We start from the raw sequence: 17,124 nt of genomic DNA on the forward strand, positions 1-17,124 counted from the left end.
GGATCCCCTTGCGCGTTGCGGTGACCGTGTGCGGTTTCACCGTAAAGGGGGTGCTGGCGGGCAGGACAGGGTCCAACGGCCCCAACGGGGCGGACCGGTCCGATGGCTGCTCGTGCTCCCTTGACCCTGCCGGGGGCCAGGCGTATACCGAAAGAATCATCATGCTGGCCCCCGCTGGGCCCTGTATGGAGCCGGCTGCCCCTGGTCTTCGCACGAAATATCTGGAGTTGTGATGGGTAGCGAACGTTTCAACGTGCTCCGCGAACAGGTCCGCGGGCAGGTCATCGAAGAGGACGACGCCGAGTATGACGCTGCGCGCCTCGTCTACAACGGCATGATCAACCGCCGTCCGGCAGCAGTCTTGCGGGTCTCGCAGGTAGCGGACGTCCTGGCGGCCGTCCGGTTCGCCAGGGGGCTCGGGATTGAGGTCGCCGTGCGCGGCGGCGGACACAGCGCCCCGGGGTTTGGAACGGTCGACGGCGGCCTGGTCCTTGATTTCTCGGCCCGCCGCGGCGTGCGCGTGGACCCCGCGGCACGGCTGGCCCGGGTGGAGCCCGGCGCCACGTGGGCGGACTACAACCACGCCACGCACGCATTCGGCCTGGCCAGTACCGGCGGGATTATCGGTTCGACCGGCGTCGCCGGCCTCACTCTCGGCGGAGGCATCGGCTACCTCTCCCGGAAGTACGGGTTGAGCTGCGACAACCTTGCTTCAGCGGACGTCGTCCTTGCCGACGGTACCTTCGTCACGGCCAGCGATGAAGAGAATGTGGACCTCTTCTGGGCGCTGCGGGGCGGAAGCGGCAACTTCGGCGTGGTGACGTCGATGGAATTCCGGCTGCACCCGGTGGACATGGTGCACGTGGGCATCATGTTCTTCGACGCCTCGGCCGGGGCCGCAGTGGGCGCTGCCTACCGGGAGTGGATCGCCGCCGAGCCCGACGAGATGGGGGCCTTCCTGGGATTCCACCAGGGACCGCCGGTCCCGTTCCTTCCCGAGGAATGGCACGGGAAGCCGGTGGCCGTGATTGCCGGCATGTGGACGGGCGACCTTGACGCGGGACCGGCACACTGGCAGCCGATGCTTGACGCGGGAACGGTGCTTGGCAGCTTCTTCGCACCCATGCCGTATCCGGCGCTGAACATCATGTTCGACGGACTCAGCGGCGTGCCGGGCCTGCAGGGCTACTGGAAGGCTGATTTCCTGCGCACGCTCAGCGAAGAGGCGTTACGTACCGCCGTCGAGTACGCACCGGGTATTCCCAGCGTCCACTCCGCCAACCACTTCTACCCGATCGACGGGGCGGTCCAGCGGGTGGCGCCGGAGGCCACCGCTTTCGCGTACCGCGACGTTGACTTCGCACCGGTCATCGCGGCGCAGTGGCCCGACCCGGCAGAGAACGAGCGGAACATTGCCTGGGTCCGGGAATACTGGTCCGCGCTGCACGAGTTCTCCGAGCCCGGCGGCTACCTGAACTTCCAGGACGCCGACGACCAGTCCCGGATCGAGGACACCCTCGGATCGAACTATGCGCGGCTGGCCCACCTGAAGGCGAAGTACGACCCCGACAACTTCTTCCACGTGAACCAGAACATCAAGCCCGCCGCGGCAGCGGCCACGCCGGGATCGGAAGCCGTACCGCACGAGAACGCTGCGCCACCCGCGGCACATCCGGCCGAGGGCGCCGCAACGTCCTGAGGTGCAGTTGGCCCCTGTGGAAAACCCAGGACCTAAGGCCGGAGCTGCGCCCACACGGCGGTGGGGTCCACGGCGGTGCCGTCGGCAAACACGAACAGGCCATCCCGGCGGAAGTGGGCGGCGTCCAGTTCCGCGGTGAGTCCGTTCCCGCCGAGTCCGACGACGGCCGCGTAATCCCCGTCCGCCGCGGCACCGGCCGTGCCGGCCCACGGAATGGCCACATGCTCCCCCACGGGGTGCGGTGTGTCCGACCGCCAGGTGCCGGCGTCGTCAAGGTCCTGCCCCCAGTGCACGGGACGGACGATGCTGCTGAGCGTGGACCCGGCGGGGACCGGCCACCCCCCGATCAGCAGCCGTGCGCCCGCGCCGGACGCCCCGCGCACACGCACCAGGCGCAGTTCGACGGCACCGCGCGTCACCGAAACCACTGTCGCTTCCGGGCCGGGCGTGGCGGTCCCGGCCGCTCCGCTGCCATGGTCCGGACCGCCGTTGGGATCGAGGGTGATCCAGTGCGTGGCCGCACGGGAGGCGCCCACCTGCACCCCGCCGGCGCAGAACTGGCCCAGGAACTCAAAACCGGTGCGGTGCGTCAGCCGCCCGTCGGAATCAGCGAACACCACCGCGTTGTCCAGGGACTCGGGTTCCAGGTCCGGGAAGGTGGCCGTGGAGTAGCCCAGGCGGGCGTACAGCGGTGAGTCGGCCACCCGGGTTCCGGGGTTCGCGTGGTCGGTTCCATGGTTGCGGACCCGGACCACGCCGTCCTCTGCCGTGCCATCCACCTGCCAGCCCGGGGCGGCGATGAACAGCCGGGTGTCTCCGGTCTCCACCGGCAACGGCTCCTCGACGGCGGTCCACACCGGGTGTTGCGCCGGAAGGGCCAGGCCCAGCATCCCTTTGGCCGCCCAGTAGGGTGAACCGGCGCCGGAGTAGGACTGCTTCATTCCCGGGAACTCGCCGTGGAACCCAATGGTGAGCAGGCCGTCGTCGTTCATCGCCCCGCGGCCCATGAAATAGCCCAGGACACCGGACGCCGCCCGCCGCGAAACACCCGGGCTCAACCGGGTATGGCCCAGCAGCTGGCCGCTCCAGAAGGGGGCCGCTGCCGCAAAGCGGTAGATCAGGCTGCGGCCCTGGACCAGGGGCGCACCGTCGGCCCCCACCAGGTGGACGGCGTCGTCGAGGAAGTCCGCCAGCCGCCCGCCGTCCAGCGCCGCCCGCGCCTGCACCCGGGGATCCCCGGGCGCCATGAGCTGCAGCAACTGCGGATACACCTGGAAGGCCCAGCCCACATAGTGGTCGTACGCGCGCTCCGGCCCGTCGGCGAACCAGCCGTGGCCGCGGTGCAGCGAGTCGTGGACGGCCAGGCCGGCGTCGATATCCGCATCCGAAGACCTGCCGCCAACGCCGGCAAGGAAGATCTCCACCACGATCTGGAACCAGACCCAGTTGATCGGCGGATAAGTTTCGCCAATCACCGTCTCGAACCAGGCGATCAGCTGTTCCTGCACCCGGCGGGACAACGTGTCCCAGAGGAGATCGCGGGTCAGGGCCAGGCCTACGGCCAGCGATGCGGCTTCCACCTTGGCCTGGTCCAGTTCGCCCGGCGTGGGCCACCGGTCGGGGTTGGCAGGGTTGGTGCCGGCGTCGAGCCCTTGCGCGTACCAGTCCGCGAGCCAGCGGGTGCCCTCGGGGTCTCCGGCGATCCGGAAGGAGGCCAGCAGGAAAGTCCGGGCGAATGCTTCGAGCGAGTCGCTTCGGCGGCCGTAGGCGCTGGTGGCGCCCGGAAGGAACAGGTTGGCGTGGTCGTCGGTGGCGAATCTGTGCGCCGAGCGCAACAGGTGGTCCGCGTAGGCGCACCAGTGGTCACGGGTGAGGCCGGTGAAGGGCGACAATTCCCGGTCCAGCGGGGGAAGGAGAAGGGCGACGGGACGTGCAGGGACAGGCATGGGTTCCTAGGTTGAGTGGATTGCCCCGGGCCGGGCAGTGGGCGGCATCATGTTTACGGCGAGTCCAGCAGGACACCGGTGGCAGCGTGCGGCGCCCCCACGGATGAGTCACGCAGGATCAGGTCGGGATTCAATTCCACCCGGTGCACCGGCCGCACCCGGCCTTCGGCGAGCCGGGCGGCCATGAGCTGCACCGCCACCTTGCCTACATACTGCTTGGGCGGGCGGACAGCTGAAATGGCGGGTTCGCCGAGGTAGGCCACCTCGTCGTCGTATCCCACCACCGCGAGGTCCCCCGGCACGGCCAGTCCACGGTCCACGCAGTGCTGGACGAACGCGACCGCCTGGGTATCCGAATGCACCAGCATGGCGGTGGTACCGGTTGTGGCGCACAGTGCCAGCACCTGGTCGAAATGCTCTGCCCGTTCACCGTTGACCTGCTTGACCGAGTCTTCAAGGACCGCTCCCCGGACCGGAATCTTGAGTGCGGTGAGGGCCTGCTGCCAGCCCCGGACGACGTGCGGGCTGGTGGGACTGGAGGAGTCCGTCAGGCAACCGATCCGCCGGTGTCCTTCCTGCCACAGGTGCCGTACGGCCATGCCGGCGCCAAAGGCATGGTCCGTGGCCACCCACTCGAGCCGGTGCGCTGGAACCTCGGGCGGCGAGCGCCGCTCCGCCAGCACCACCGGTATGGGCAGCGCGTTGAGCCACCGCAGCAGTTCCTGCCCGTGCTCCCCGCCCATGTCCGGTGCGACGATCAGTCCGTCGATGTTCTGGGTATCCAGGAGCGCCTGGACCTGCCGCCGGTTGTCTGCCGCGTCGTAGGCGGATCCGCGGACCAGGATCCGGAGGTTCTGCACTTCCGCTTCGGCACGCGCCCCGCTGATCACCTGCGGCCAGTAGTAGTCCAGCGACGGGACCACCATGCCGATCGAATAGCTGTGGTTTGCCGGCCGGCCCGCCGCGGTGCGGTCCAGGGGGCTGGGCAGCGTGGCACCCCCGTGGACCCGTGACACCAGCCCTTCATCCGCCAGGGTGTTCACGTCGCGCCTGATGGTCAGCTCACTGACCCCGAGCCTCGCCGCAATGTCCCTGACGGTGATGGCGCCGTGGGCGCGCAGCTCCTCCAAAAGCCGTTCCCGGCGCTGCAGCGAAAACAGTGATTTTCCTTCCGCGCCGGCGGATCGTTCAGGACTCATGGTGTTGCCTCCACAGTGAGGGTGAATGCGCCTGGGGTGCCGGGCGAGGTTGGTGCGCGGAAGCGCAGGCGGGTGAGTTTCGACCCCCAGACGGCGGACAGCAGCGGGTCTTCGAGGTGCCATTCGTCTACGAGGACGACGGCGGATCCAGGCTCCCAGCGCAAGGCGGCTCCCCGCGCGGTATTCCCGGCGCGTCCGGAGTCCGTGCCGGGAATACCGGCCGGGTGGACGGCCGCGCTGCCCCCCGGACCGACGCGGACGGTGCCGGCCGCCAGGAAGGTGATGTCGACGTCGGACGCCGGCCCGTCCGGTGCTGAGGTGCGCGAGCCTCCACTGTGCGGGCCCGCGGGGAAGTCCCAGCGGTCGGCAATGATGACCCGGCCCGTGGCACGGTCCAAGGTGGACGTACGGATCCACTGGTGCGGCCGCAGCCCGTAGGCCGCCCCCAGTGCGAGTTGAAGGCCGGGCTGCTCCGCCGTGGGCAGCTCAAGGACCTCGGCGGCGAACCCGCTGCCTGTTCCCTGTTCCATGCCGAAAGGGGCAGGGACGTTGTGCCAGGTGCTTTGCATGGCGCGGATATCGTAGCGGTCCGGACCAAACGTCTTGGCGGTATAGGTGGGCTGGCCTGCGTCAACCAGCAAGGGGGTGCCGTCCACGGCAACCACCACCGATCCGACGTCGCGGTGGTTGTGGTGCTCGCCGTTGTGGCCGCCCTTGGCGGCCAGGAGCAGGCCGCGGGTGGAACCTGCTGTTTCCCGGGCGACCATGACCTGGACGGAGGGCAGGTACGTGAACGGCACCAGCGGGAAGGAGCCCTGTACGCCCTGGTGATGCTCGGACGGTGGTGCACTCCGGAACAGCGTGTGCAGGACACGGCCCAGCCCGGCGGCCGCATCCGGCGCCCCGGCGATCATCGAGGCCGCCTGCCGTGCCGCGTCATCGTCCCCCAGGCGCAGCGCCCAGCGGTGGAGCATGTCCCACGGAAGTGCCGCGGCAGCGCGTGCGGGACCATCCGCCACGTTCAGGAACCAGGTGCCGCCGACGTGCATCCGGTGCGGGAAGGCGACGAGCTCCCGGATTACCGGCAAGCCGGCACCGAGGACGCCGGCGGTGGCCTCCTCCAGCAGCGCCAGGCCCTCCAAGGCCCGCCCCGCCCCATTCCACCAATAGGCGAATCCTTCGTCGATGGCGCCGTCCGCGGGGATGGAAGCCAGGAAACGGTCCAGTCCCTCGATGCAACGGGCCAGGACCCGGGCCTGCAGGCGGGGATCGTCCACCAGGAACAGCGCGGCGGCGATGAGGTTCGAATGGATCCACGGGTTCCAGTTGTGGACATCACCGTCCAGGCCCAGCCAGTGCCAGTCGAGCCGCTCCAGGAAGGGCCGGATCACGCGCTGGTGGGTTTCCTCGCGGAGGCGCCTCCGCAGGCCGGGCGCCCGGCTGTCCAGGCCGGCACCGAGGACGTGGTCCAGCCAGGCCAGCTGGGCAGCCACCTCGCCGGCGCCCAGGTCGAGGAACGGCCGCCCCCGGTCCGGAACCACGTCCCCGGAGCAGCGGAATACGTCGTCGTGTGCCGCCCAGGACCAGGAGCTTTGCTCGCAGAGGAGGTAGGCGCCGTCCACGACATCATCAAGCCACTCGTCGGCTTCATTACGGTCGGCAGCTGTCAGGGCCATCACCACGGCTCGGGTGAGCCTCTGCTGCCGGGCGGCCACCAGGTCCTCGTAGGCGGTGCGGTTGCCGTCACGGAAGTAGCGCGCGTAGTGCGAAACCAGCGGTTGCGGCCAGGCGGTTCCGCGTTCCAGGACGGCGTGATGCTGCAGTGCCGCCAGGCTGGTGCCTGCCACAGAGCCCCAGGCTGGATCTCCTGCCGGACGGACGGTTATGCGGGCCTTTGCGCCATCGAGTGCGCGCAGCAGCTCATCCGGGCGGGCGTGCGTTCCCCAAGCCGACGCAAGGGGGGCGCCGGGCGGCGTTGCCACGGCGGGGGTCAGCGGAACTGGCATCAAAAAATCGATTCTATTGTTCGATCTTGATCGTTTAAGAACGATCTGGATTGTCTTGGTTGTTCTGTCTTGTTCATGAGTATGTACTGATTGTTAGATGTGATGCAAGACATGAACAGCGGTCCGATCCGCTCTCCAACCAATGAAGAAAGGAGGCCCGAATGTCGCGTAAACCCAAGGCCCTGCTGGTCATGAACCAGGGAACATTTGCCGACCAGTTCGATTCCGTGCGGCTCGACCGGCTGGCGGGCCTGGTGGACCTAACCGAAACTCCGTGGACCGATTCCCTGGACAACCCGGCGTTCGCCGGCCACCTGGCCGACGTCGAGATCCTGTTGACCAGCTGGGGGGTGCCCCGCCTCGATGCACCTGCCCTGGCACGGATGCCCAGCCTGCGTGCGGTGTTCCATTGTGCCGGTACCGTTCGCAGTTTCGTCACCCCGGAGCTGTGGGAACGCGGCATCCTCGTGACCAACGGGGCCGACGCCAACGCCATCCCGGTAGCCGAGTTCACTTTCGCTTCAATCGTGCTGGCCGGCAAGAAGGCCCACGTGCTCGCGAACGACGCACGGATCCACCGCGAGGACTGGGGCTATGCCACGTCGCGCGGGGAACTGGGCAACATCGGCCGGGTGATCGGCGTGATCGGGTTCTCCCGCATCGGCCGCCGGGTGGTCCGGCTGGTCCAGCAGCTGCAGGACGTGACCTGCCTGGTCAGCGACCCCCACGCGGACCCCGCGGCCGTGGCGGCCGCCGGCGGGAAGCTGGTGTCCCTGCATGAGCTGCTGCAATCTTCGGACATCGTGACGGTCCACGCCCCGGCCCTGCCGGAGACCCGCCACATGATCGGGGCCGCCGAGCTGAAGGCCATGAAGGACCACGCCACACTGATCAACACCGCGCGGGGTTCACTGGTGGACACCAGGGCCCTCGAAGCCGAGTGCGCCACAGGCCGGATCCAGGCCCTGCTGGATGTCACCGAACCCGAGCCGCTCCCGGCGGACTCGATTCTCTACGACCTTCCCAACGTGGAGATCACCCCGCACATCGCAGGCTCCCTGGGAACGGAAACCCGGAGGATGTCCGATGCAGCACTGAACGACCTTGAACGCTACCTGACCGGGCAGCAACTCGCGGCGCAAGTGGTCTCAACAGACCTCTCCCTCAGCGCCTGAACAACAACCTCACGCCGCATACGGCACACAACCAAAACCTTAAAGGAGAACGCAATGAAGCGCAGGACTTTCACCGCTATGGCGCTGGCCGTCACCGCAGGGCTCAGCCTGTCCGGATGCGCCGGGGCCGCAGGCACGGCACCGCAGGCCCAGGACGGCAAGACCACATTGACCGTATCCGTGTGGAACTACGCAGGGACACCGGAATTCAAGGCCCTCTTCGACGGCTACGAAGCCAGCCACCCCAACGTCCACATCGAACCCGTAGACATCCTCGCCGACGACTACCCGCAGAAAGTCACCACCATGCTGGCCGGCGGCGACACAACCGACGTCCTGACCATGAAGAACGTCATCGACTATGCCCGCTACGCCAACAACGGGCAGCTGCAGGAAATCAACAACGTGGTGGACACCGTAGGCAAGGACAAACTGGCAACCCTTGACGCCTTCAACATCAACGGCAAGTACTACGCAGCCCCCTACCGCCAGGACTTCTGGCTGCTCTACTACAACAAGGACCTCTTCAAGGCGGCCGGCATCGACGACCCCAAGGACCTGACCTGGGACCAGTACGCCGGGATCGCCAAGAAACTCAGCGGCACCGCCCCCGACGGCAAGAAGGTCTACGGTACCTACCAGCACATCTGGCGCTCCGTGGTGGAAGCCATCTCCGCGGCCCAGAACGGCAAGGACCAGAACAGCGGCGACTACAGCTACTTCAAGGACCAATACACCATGGCCCTTGACCTGCAGAAGAGCGGCGCCACCCTGGACTATGCAACGGCCAAGAGCCAGAAGACCAGCTACCGCACCATGTTCGAAAGCGGCCAGGCCGCCATGATGCCCATGGGCACCTGGTACATCGCCGGCCTGCTGCAGGCCAAGAAGGACGGCAAGACCAACGTCAACTGGGGCCTGGCACCCATGCCGCAGAAGGACTCCAACGGCAAAGTCACCACCTTCGGCTCCCCCACCGCCTTCGCCGTGAACAAGAACGCCACCCACTCCGACGAGGCCAGGAAGTTCATCGAGTGGGCCGCCGGCGAAGAAGGAGCCAAGGCCATCTCCAAGGTGGGCGTGGTCCCGGCCCTGCAGGACAACGCAGTGACGGACGCCTACTTCAAGCTCGATGGCATGCCCACCGATGCCCTGTCCAAGAAGGCATTCGCACCGGACAACACCGCCCTGGAAATGCCCGTCAGCGACAAGTCCGCAGCCACGGACAAGATCCTGAACCAGGAGCACGACCTCATCATGGTCGGCGAGAAGTCGGTTGCCGACGGAATCGCCGAGATGGGCAAACGTGTCAAGAGCGAAGTCCTGGGCCAGTAACAGGCAGCCATGACAACCAAAACCATCACCCCGGCCGTCGCGCCCGGACCAGCCCCGGCACCCGGCCGCGGCAACCGGAAACAGGCGCGGCGCAACACCCTGATCGGCTGGACGTTCATCCTGCCGAACTTCCTGGGATTCCTGGCCTTCACCCTCATCCCGGTGCTGGCCGCGTTCGCCCTTTCCTTCATGGAATGGTCCTCCTTCAGTGCCCCCAAATGGGTGGGGCTTGCCAACTTCCAGCGGATGCTGGCCAGCGACTCCTTCTGGGTGGCCCTGCGGAACACCGTGGTCTACGCGATCGGGCACGTGCCGCTGACCATGGCCCTGGCCCTGCTGCTGGCCATGCTCCTGAACCGCAAGCTCAAAGGCATCGGCTTCTTCCGCGTGGCCATCTTCTTCCCGTACATCACCTCCCTGGTGGCCGTCGCCGTCGTCTGGAACATGCTCTTCAGCCCGGACAACGGACCCATCAACCAGTTCCTGCACACGATTGGCATCGCCAACGCACCGGGCTGGACCTCCAGCTCGGACTGGGCGCTGCCCGCCGTCATCATCACCAGCGTCTGGCGGGACATGGGCTACTACATGGTTCTGTACCTGGCGGGCCTGCAGGCCATCCCCGCGGAACTCTACGAGGCAGCGGAGGTTGACGGCGCCAGCGCCTGGCAGCGGTTCTGGAACGTCACCATTCCGTCGCTGCGGCCCACCACATTCTTCGTGGTGGTCATGCTGACGGTTTCCAGCTTCAAAGTCTTCGACCTGATCGTGGTGATGACCACCGGCGGTCCCGGCCGCTCCACCACGGTCCTGTCCCAGCTCATCTACCAGGAGGGCATCGGCGAAGGAAAGTTCGGCTACTCGTCCGCGATCTCGCTCGTACTGTTCCTGATCGTGCTGACGGTCACCGTCCTGCAGTTCAAGATCCAACAGCGGAGGGAACGCTGATGACCAACATGGCCGAAGACCTCAAGGCCGAGTCCCGGCTCCTGGGAACCGGGCTTCCCCCGAGCACCGCCGAAGAGGACCGCCGCACCGAACGCCGCCGTTCACCGCGGGAGCAGAAAAAACGCACCACAGACCTTGTCATCTACGCCGCCCTGGTGGTCCTGGTGGTGGCACTCATGGTGCCGTTCATCTGGATGGTTTCCTCGTCGCTGAAGGAAAACAACCAGGTCTTGACGGTGCCCATCCAGTGGATTCCCAGCGAGTTCGTGTGGAGCAACTACACGGACATCTGGACCAGGATCCCCATGATGGGGTACCTGCAGAACTCGCTGTACCTGGCCGTGATCATCACCTGCCTGCAGGTGCTCACCGGATCGCTGGCAGCCTACGGCTTCTCCAAGGTCCGTTTCCCGGGCCGGGACGTCCTGTTCCTTTGCTACATCGGCACCATCGCCGTGCCCTGGCAGGCCTACATGGTGCCTCAGTACATCATGATGCAGAACCTGGGCCTGACCAACAGCTTCAACGCCCTGATCCTGCTCCAGGCGTTCGGCGCGTTCGGCGTGTTCCTGATGCGGCAGTACTACATGACCATCCCGGATGAACTGTGCGAAGCCGCCCGGATCGACGGCCTGAGCGAATACGGGATCTGGGCAAGGGTGATCCTGCCGCTGTCCAAGCCGGCGCTGGCCAGCCTGGCGCTGCTGACCTTCGTCAACACGTGGAACGACTACATGGGGCCGTTCATCTACCTCACCTCCAACCGGCTCTGGACCGTGCAACTGGGGCTGCGTTCCTTCGTAGGCCAGTTCGACGCCGAGTACGCCATGATCATGACCGGGTCCGTCATCTCGGTAATCCCCATCCTGGCCATCTTCCTGATCGGGCAGCGGTACTTCATCCAGGGCATCGCCACGAGCGGGATGAAAGGATGACCTCCGTGGCCCAGCACCAGACGCCCCGGCCGGGAGCGCCCACGCGGCGCGGCCTGGCCGGGCGCATCCCCAGCCCCGGGTTCGACGCGTTCGCCAGCATCTTCGGCTTCGTCTACACCTTCCTGGCCGGGAACGTGCTCATGGCGCTCGCCAACGCCCCGCTGGTATTGTGCCTTGCCCTGGTGGCGGACCCGGCCGCAGCGTGGCCCTTCTTCCTGGCGCTGTCAGTCACCGTCGCGCCGTCGCTCGCCGGCCTCTTCGCCTCCTTCCAGTCATTGCACGACGACGGCGCCGCGGCCAAGCCGGTGGCCTCCTTCCTGCAGGGCTACCGGCGCGGCTTCCGGCGGGCGGCCCCGCTGGGGCTCGCGGCCGTGGCGGTGCTTCTGCTCCTGGGCGTGGACCTGGCCATCGTGCAGTCCATGCCGGCCGCCGCACTCCTGGTTCCCGTGATCGTTGTGGCCGCCGCCATGGCCGCAAGCGCGGCCGTCATGGCGGTCGCCGGCGTCGTACTCCTTCCCGGCAAGGGGCTGAAAAGCCTGTTGAAGGCATCCCTCTACCTGTCCGTCCAGCGCTGGTACCTGAGCCTGGCAATGCTGGTGCTGCTGGGGATCATTGCCTCCGCGGCCCTGCTGCAGCCGGTCCTGGGCGTGGCACTGGCCCCGGCACCGCTGCTGTTCGTGGCCTGGAGCAACGCTGCCTACGCCTATTCCTCCGTCCTGCACACTCCCTAGGATTCCCTCCGCGCACACCTTTGCCATCGGCAGCCGCGACTTCCTGCCGGACGGGGAGCCGTTCCGCATCCTCTCCGGCGCCATCCACTACTTCCGCGCCCTCCCGGACCTGTGGGCAGACCGGATCCGCAAGGCGCGGCCGATGGGCCCGAACACCATCGAAACGTATGTGCCGTGGAACGGGCCGTCGCCGTTCAGAGGATGCGCTGGTACAAGCGGTGGTCCTGCCACCGGCCGGCGATCCGTAGGTATGCCCGGGCGGTGCCGTACGCCTCGAAGCCGTTCTTTTCCAGCACCCTTTGCGATGCGGTGTTGTGGACGAGCGTGGCGGCCTCAAGGCGGTGCAGGCCGAGTTGGGCCTTGGCAATGATCATGGCCGCGGCCAGCGCGGACGTCATGAGCCCTCCCCCTTGGGCGTCCTGGGCGGTCCAGTAACCCACGTGGGCGTTTTGGAAGGCGCCCCGGACGATCGAGCTCAGGTTCAGCAGGCCAACGACTGCCGTGCCTCCCACAAGGACCATGGGAAGTGCGGTGCCGTCGTCGAGGTCTTTCAGCCGCCGGGTGAGGACGTCATGCTGGCCCTGGACAGTGTAAAACTCCTCGGGCCTGACCGGTTCCCACGGTGCAAGGTAGGCGCGGTTGGCCTTGAACGCCGCGGCCAGCGGCGCGGCATCGGACAGGTGGACGGGCCGGAGCACGATGCCGTTGGCGAGTTCACAGGAGAAGTCCACGCGCCCAGACTACCCGTCGTGCGGGTGCACGAACTGCCCGGGCCGGCGCTAAAACGCGGCCCGTGCTCCCTGTGCTACGGGGCGGTGCCCGTCTTCGCGGCATAGGCAGTGGCCTGGGCGCGCACCTGCCGGATGTAGGCATCGGACTGGTTGTACGAGTAGACGGCGTCCGTCCACCCCTGCGATGTGGTCAGGTCCCGGCCGTGGCCGCACAAGTACGTCGCGGCGGTGAGGGCGGCGTCGTCCAGGTTGAACGGATCCGCCACGCCGTCTCCGTTTGCGTCCAGGCCCGCAATCTTCCAGGTGGAGGGGATGAACTGCATCGGCCCCACGGCGTGGTCCCAGCGGGCGTCACCGTCCAGGGCCCCGCCGTCCGTGTCTGGGATGGCGGCGAAGCCGGCGCCGTTGAGGCTTGGGCCCACAATGGGGCCCGTTGCCTGCCCGCCGTTGTCCAGGCTCCCGCCGCCGTAGGTTCCGTGCGCCGATTCGACGAAGCCCACAGCCGCCACCGTGTTCCAGCTGATCCCGCACCCGGGATTGGATTCGTCGGCAGTCGCGGCCGCGGCAACATACGCGCGGAGCGCGGAGGAGGGGATCCCGGTCTGCGCGGCCGCCTGCGCGAGCCAGCTACCGTCCGGGGTCCTGGTCACATTCACCGCCGTAGTCATGCCGGCGGACAATGCGTCCAGCTTCACGGCCGCCCGGGGCGGCGGCGAAAAGACCCCGCGGGCATCCGCGGCCGGCTGCCCGATGGCCCAGAACGAAAATGCCGTAATGACGCACACCAGGAAGAGGCAGAGAACCAGGTAGCGTTTGAAACGGAGCACTGACCAATCAAACCATTACCGGCCGCAGCCGGTTGACGGCTGGGTACCATCAGGCATGGGCAGAAGGAATTACCTGGTGGAAGGTGGTTCAGGCACCGGAAAGACAGCCGTATGCAACGAATTGCGGCGGCGCGGCTTCCACGCCATCAACGGCGACCGGGAGCTGGCCTACCAGGGTGATCCGGAAACCGGCGAACCCCAGGTGGGCATCATCGGCGTGGCCGCCCATCATCACCACATCTGGCGGGTGGGCGGCGTGGAAGACCTCGCCGCGGACCGCAATGAAGCGGTGACCTTTTTCTGCGGCGGCTCAAGGAACCTCGGAAAGTTCATCCACCTCTTTGACGGCGTCTTCGTCCTGGAGGTGGACCTGGAGACGCTGAAACGACGGCTTGACGGGCGGCCCGATGAGGAGTGGGGCGGGCGGCCGGCGGAACGGGCACTGATTGAGCACCTGCACAGGACACGGGAGGACGTCCCGCCTGGCGGTATCGCGATCGACGCCACCGGGCCGCTTCACGACGTCGTGGACGAGATCCTGCGGCGGATCCAAGTGCCGGGCGGGCCATGAACCTTCCGGCGATGCCGGATTAGGGATCAACAAACCGTCCACCGGCTGCTCGACAATTCCCGGACATGCAACACAAAATGCAGCGCGCCACTGGCGCGCTGCATTTTGTGTTCGGTCCTTCAGAAGGTGTTAGCCGTCGCTGCCGGCCGTGGCTGCGCCGGCGGATGAACTGCCGGGCCGGGGGTGGCCGAGGGCCGAGGAGCCAGCGGCCGGGGAAAGGCCCAATCGGCGGACGATTTCGGCTGCTTCTTCTGCAGGGGTGCGGCCTACATCAATGACGACGGTGTGTTCTTCCGGTCCCGGGGGCTCCAGCGTCGCGATCTGCGAATCCAGCAAGGTTGCCGGCATGTAGTGGTCCATGCGGCTCGTCAGGCGCCGGGCGATCTGTTCCTTGGACCCGGACAGGTGCACAAAGACGACGTTCTTTTCCCGGAGCCTGTCCCGGTAAACCTTCTTCAACGCCGAGCAGGTAATGATGCCTGGTATCCCGGCCATGGTGTGTTCGATGATCCAGGAGGCGATGGTGTCCAGCCATGGCCACCGGTCGTCATCGGTCAGTGGGATCCCGGACGCCATCTTTTCGATGTTTTCCGGGGAGTGGAGGTCGTCGCCCTCCTCGAGGTCCCAGCCAAGCTGGCCGGCGAGGATGCCTGCCACCGTGGATTTGCCGGAGCCGGACACTCCCATGATGACGAGGACAGGCTGCTGGTCCTGACCCGGTGCGGGCACTGGGTCATGCGTCATGGGATCACCACGGAAAGAATCATCACCAGGCCGAAACCGACGAGGGAAATCAGCGTCTCCATCACGGACCAGGTCTTGAAGGTCTGGCCCACGGTCAGGCCGAAGAGTTCCTTCACGAGCCAGAATCCGGCGTCGTTGACGTGGGAGAGGAACAGCGAGCCTGCACCCACTGCGAGGGCCAGCAGGCCTGCGTGCCCCGGGGACAGGGACGTGGCCAGTGGGGCGACAATGCCGGCGGCCGTAACGGTCGCCACCGTGGCCGAACCCGTGGCCAGCCGCATCGCCACGGCGATGAGGAACCCAAGGACCAGCACCGAGATGTTCGCGCCGGTAGCCCATTTCGCGACCGCGTCCCCGACGCCGGCGCCGATCAGCGTCTGCTTGAACCCGCCGCCGGCGCCGACGATGAGGATCACAGCGGCGATCGGTCCCACGGAGGCACCGATCTTGCCGCCGATCTTGTTGCCGGAGAAACCGACGGCGTAGCCGAAGGTGACCAGGGCCAGGAGCACGGCGAGGGTCATGGCGACAAGCGGTTCACCGATGAAGTCGAAGAATACGCGTGCCGCGCTCGGGTTCTTGGCATCGGGGGAAATGATGTCAACGATTGCCTTAAGGAGCATGAGCACGACAGGGAAGACGATGGTCAGCAGGGTGACGAGGAAGGACGGCTGGCGTTTCGCGTCCGGGTCGGCCTGCGTGTGTTCGGTGTCGATACCGCCGGCCAGCTTCGGGGCGTCGACGGGAACCCAGCGCGCCGCGTAGATCGCGAAAAGAGGTCCGCAGATAATGACGGTGGGAATGGCGATCAGGAGGCCGAGGGCCAGTGTGATGCCGAGGGGAGCGTTCAGGCTGGAAATGGCAACCAGGGGGCCGGGGTGCGGCGGGACCAGTCCGTGGAGCACGGACAAGCCGGCAAGGGCTGGAATCGCGACCCGCATCAGTTTCCCGCCGGACCGCTGGGCGACCAGCACGATGACCGGCAACAGGAGGACCAGGCCGATCTCGAAGAACATCGGCAGGCCGATGATCACCGCAACCAGGGCCATGGCCCACGGCAGGAGCTTCGGGGAGACCTTGCCGAGCAAGGTATCCACCACGCGGTTTGCTCCGCCGGAATCGGCAAGGAGTTTCCCCAGCATCGCGCCAAGGGCGATCAGCAGGCCCACTTCCTTCAGGGTGTTGCCCACGCCGTCTTCGAAGTTGCTGATGACCTTGTCGAAGCCGACGCCGGACGCCAGCCCGACAAAGGCCGAGCCGAGCACCAGTGACAGGAAGGGATGAAGCTTGAATTTGACGATCAGCAGCACGATGAGGGCGATGCCGATCGCGGCGACCACCACGAGCTGGGTGTCGTGGCCGTTCCAGGGCTGCGCTGCCGCAGGAAGGAGGAGGGGTGTCATTGTTTTCCTTGGGTTGGGGCGGCGCCGGGATCTGTTTGTTTTTGACCGGTCCGCCAAATATGCTGTGGATCACCGTACACACTAAATACGATTTATGGAACCCGGCGGCGCTGCCAACAGATTGGCTTGCCTCCGGCCCAAGGGGGACGCTGCGATGACTGCTCAACCAGGGACCGCTCGACATGTCAGCAGGCATTCTGCGATTGTCGAGCGGCTCGGGAGCGACATTACGTCGGGCAAGCTGGCTACCGGGCTGGTGCTCCGCTCCGAAGACATGGAGCAGCAGTATGAGGTCACGCGATCGGTGCTTCGCGAAGGCCTGCGTGTACTGGAAACACTGGGAATGGTGACGTCCCGGCGCAGCGTGGGCGTATCCATCCGCCCCCAGGCCGAGTGGAATGTTTTCGATCCACTGGTGGTCAGGTGGCGGCTGAACGGCTCCGGCAGGGCAGCCCAGCTTCGGTCGCTGACCGAGCTGCGCTCCGCCGTCGAACCGCTGGCGGCAAAACTGGCTGCCACGCGGATAGCGGCCGAGGACGGGCGCCGGCTGCTTGAACTTGCGGCGGGACTTGAAGTGACCGCCGAAGCGGGCGACCTGGCCGCCTTTCTTCCCCTCGATATCCAATTCCACGCGTTGATCCTGAAAGCGTCCGGCAACGAGATGCTGCTCAACCTCGAATCAGCGATCGGAGAGGTCCTGACGGGGCGAACCCAACACGGGCTGATGCCCGATCGGCCCGAACCCGAGCCGCTGCGCCTGCACCTCGAAGTCGCAAGGGCCGTTGTCGCCAGCGAACCAGCCGCGGCACATGCGGCCATGCAACGCATCGTGGACATCGCGGGACAGGAAATGGACGCGATTTTGGGATAGAGG

At 66.7% G+C, this 17,124-nt stretch carries 15 protein-coding genes and 1 pseudogene; 9 read left to right on the forward strand and 7 right to left on the reverse strand.

What is annotated here, in order from left to right:
* Nucleotides 1–232 precede the first annotated feature (232 nt).
* A complete protein-coding gene (locus ACFVVC_RS10535) occupies nucleotides 233–1,699 on the forward strand; it encodes an FAD-binding oxidoreductase (protein ID WP_387452375.1) in 1,467 nt (488 codons plus the stop codon).
* A 32-nt stretch (nucleotides 1,700–1,731) separates the two neighbouring features.
* On the opposite strand, the gene ACFVVC_RS10540 is transcribed toward ACFVVC_RS10535, so the two are convergent.
* From ACFVVC_RS10540 to ACFVVC_RS10550, 3 genes are read right to left on the reverse strand one after another with little or no spacing between them, the layout of a single operon-like run.
* Entirely contained in the window at nucleotides 1,732–3,645 is a 1,914-nt protein-coding gene (locus ACFVVC_RS10540; protein WP_387452378.1) for a DUF2264 domain-containing protein, read from the reverse strand.
* Nucleotides 3,646–3,698: 53 nt separating this feature from the next.
* On the reverse strand, nucleotides 3,699–4,844 hold the full coding sequence (locus ACFVVC_RS10545; protein ID WP_387452381.1) for a LacI family DNA-binding transcriptional regulator: 1,146 nt from the start codon (nucleotides 4,842–4,844) through the stop codon (nucleotides 3,699–3,701).
* Nucleotides 4,841–6,850 (reverse strand): heparinase, encoded by a 2,010-nt coding sequence (locus ACFVVC_RS10550; protein WP_387452384.1) that lies wholly within the window; start codon nucleotides 6,848–6,850, stop codon nucleotides 4,841–4,843. Before ACFVVC_RS10550 ends, ACFVVC_RS10545 begins: the two co-directional genes overlap by 4 nt.
* Before the next feature lie 161 nt (nucleotides 6,851–7,011).
* Here ACFVVC_RS10550 and ACFVVC_RS10555 point away from each other — a divergent pair, with 161 nt between their 5' ends.
* The 6 genes and pseudogenes from ACFVVC_RS10555 to ACFVVC_RS10580 all read left to right on the forward strand — a co-directional run.
* Nucleotides 7,012–8,025, forward strand: coding sequence for a hydroxyacid dehydrogenase (locus ACFVVC_RS10555; protein ID WP_387452387.1), 1,014 nt, complete (start codon nucleotides 7,012–7,014; stop codon nucleotides 8,023–8,025).
* Between the two features lie 54 nt (nucleotides 8,026–8,079).
* Nucleotides 8,080–9,360, forward strand: coding sequence for an ABC transporter substrate-binding protein (locus ACFVVC_RS10560; protein ID WP_387452390.1), 1,281 nt, complete (start codon nucleotides 8,080–8,082; stop codon nucleotides 9,358–9,360).
* Nucleotides 9,361–9,369: 9 nt separating this feature from the next.
* A complete protein-coding gene (locus ACFVVC_RS10565) occupies nucleotides 9,370–10,308 on the forward strand; it encodes a carbohydrate ABC transporter permease (RefSeq protein WP_387452393.1) in 939 nt (312 codons plus the stop codon).
* Entirely contained in the window at nucleotides 10,308–11,243 is a 936-nt protein-coding gene (locus tag ACFVVC_RS10570; protein WP_387452397.1) for a carbohydrate ABC transporter permease, read from the forward strand. Before ACFVVC_RS10565 ends, ACFVVC_RS10570 begins: the two co-directional genes overlap by 1 nt.
* Nucleotides 11,240–11,974 (forward strand): DUF624 domain-containing protein, encoded by a 735-nt coding sequence (locus ACFVVC_RS10575; RefSeq protein ID WP_387452400.1) that lies wholly within the window; start codon nucleotides 11,240–11,242, stop codon nucleotides 11,972–11,974. The genes ACFVVC_RS10570 and ACFVVC_RS10575 overlap by 4 nt, the downstream gene beginning before the upstream one ends.
* Nucleotides 11,856–12,119: pseudogene (locus ACFVVC_RS10580) on the forward strand (beta-galactosidase); the annotation flags it as partial. The gene ACFVVC_RS10575 and the pseudogene ACFVVC_RS10580, both read left to right, overlap by 119 nt.
* A 49-nt stretch (nucleotides 12,120–12,168) precedes the next feature.
* Here ACFVVC_RS10580 and ACFVVC_RS10585 read toward each other — a convergent pair.
* Nucleotides 12,169–12,705: a GNAT family N-acetyltransferase gene (locus ACFVVC_RS10585; RefSeq protein ID WP_387452403.1), complete on the reverse strand. Its 537-nt coding sequence runs from the start codon at nucleotides 12,703–12,705 to the stop codon at nucleotides 12,169–12,171.
* A 74-nt stretch (nucleotides 12,706–12,779) separates the two neighbouring features.
* Nucleotides 12,780–13,532 (reverse strand): lytic transglycosylase domain-containing protein, encoded by a 753-nt coding sequence (locus ACFVVC_RS10590; protein WP_387452406.1) that lies wholly within the window; start codon nucleotides 13,530–13,532, stop codon nucleotides 12,780–12,782.
* Between the two features lie 76 nt (nucleotides 13,533–13,608).
* Between ACFVVC_RS10590 and ACFVVC_RS10595 the strand changes: the two genes are divergently transcribed.
* Entirely contained in the window at nucleotides 13,609–14,103 is a 495-nt protein-coding gene (locus tag ACFVVC_RS10595) for a nucleoside kinase (protein ID WP_387452409.1), read from the forward strand.
* 129 nt (nucleotides 14,104–14,232) lie between these two features.
* Here the strand turns inward: ACFVVC_RS10595 and ACFVVC_RS10600 are convergent, their stop codons facing one another.
* Together ACFVVC_RS10600 and ACFVVC_RS10605 are read right to left on the reverse strand one after the other, a co-directional pair.
* On the reverse strand, nucleotides 14,233–14,847 hold the full coding sequence (locus ACFVVC_RS10600) for a gluconokinase (RefSeq protein WP_387452412.1): 615 nt from the start codon (nucleotides 14,845–14,847) through the stop codon (nucleotides 14,233–14,235).
* Entirely contained in the window at nucleotides 14,844–16,250 is a 1,407-nt protein-coding gene (locus ACFVVC_RS10605) for a gluconate:H+ symporter (protein ID WP_387452415.1), read from the reverse strand. Before ACFVVC_RS10605 ends, ACFVVC_RS10600 begins: the two co-directional genes overlap by 4 nt.
* A 154-nt stretch (nucleotides 16,251–16,404) precedes the next feature.
* Here ACFVVC_RS10605 and ACFVVC_RS10610 point away from each other — a divergent pair, with 154 nt between their 5' ends.
* On the forward strand, nucleotides 16,405–17,121 hold the full coding sequence (locus ACFVVC_RS10610; RefSeq protein ID WP_387452418.1) for a FadR/GntR family transcriptional regulator: 717 nt from the start codon (nucleotides 16,405–16,407) through the stop codon (nucleotides 17,119–17,121).
* Nucleotides 17,122–17,124: the final 3 nt, after the last annotated feature.

The sequence above is a fragment of the Pseudarthrobacter sp. NPDC058196 genome, from assembly GCF_042882685.1.
GTDB lineage: Bacteria > Actinomycetota > Actinomycetes > Actinomycetales > Micrococcaceae > Arthrobacter.

What these genes read in the sequence shown, in the direction of transcription:
- ACFVVC_RS10535 (WP_387452375.1), top strand. Translation starts at nt 233, where the DNA reads ATGGGTAGCGAACGTTTCAACGTGCTCCGCGAACAGGTCCGCGGGCAG.
- ACFVVC_RS10540 (WP_387452378.1), bottom strand. Translation starts at nt 3,645, where the DNA reads ATGCCTGTCCCTGCACGTCCCGTCGCCCTTCTCCTTCCCCCGCTGGAC.
- ACFVVC_RS10545 (WP_387452381.1), bottom strand. Translation starts at nt 4,844, where the DNA reads ATGAGTCCTGAACGATCCGCCGGCGCGGAAGGAAAATCACTGTTTTCG.
- ACFVVC_RS10550 (WP_387452384.1), bottom strand. Translation starts at nt 6,850, where the DNA reads ATGCCAGTTCCGCTGACCCCCGCCGTGGCAACGCCGCCCGGCGCCCCC.
- ACFVVC_RS10555 (WP_387452387.1), top strand. Translation starts at nt 7,012, where the DNA reads ATGTCGCGTAAACCCAAGGCCCTGCTGGTCATGAACCAGGGAACATTT.
- ACFVVC_RS10560 (WP_387452390.1), top strand. Translation starts at nt 8,080, where the DNA reads ATGAAGCGCAGGACTTTCACCGCTATGGCGCTGGCCGTCACCGCAGGG.
- ACFVVC_RS10565 (WP_387452393.1), top strand. Translation starts at nt 9,370, where the DNA reads ATGACAACCAAAACCATCACCCCGGCCGTCGCGCCCGGACCAGCCCCG.
- ACFVVC_RS10570 (WP_387452397.1), top strand. Translation starts at nt 10,308, where the DNA reads ATGACCAACATGGCCGAAGACCTCAAGGCCGAGTCCCGGCTCCTGGGA.
- ACFVVC_RS10575 (WP_387452400.1), top strand. Translation starts at nt 11,240, where the DNA reads ATGACCTCCGTGGCCCAGCACCAGACGCCCCGGCCGGGAGCGCCCACG.
- ACFVVC_RS10600 (WP_387452412.1), bottom strand. Translation starts at nt 14,847, where the DNA reads ATGACGCATGACCCAGTGCCCGCACCGGGTCAGGACCAGCAGCCTGTC.
- ACFVVC_RS10605 (WP_387452415.1), bottom strand. Translation starts at nt 16,250, where the DNA reads ATGACACCCCTCCTCCTTCCTGCGGCAGCGCAGCCCTGGAACGGCCAC.
- ACFVVC_RS10610 (WP_387452418.1), top strand. Translation starts at nt 16,405, where the DNA reads ATGACTGCTCAACCAGGGACCGCTCGACATGTCAGCAGGCATTCTGCG.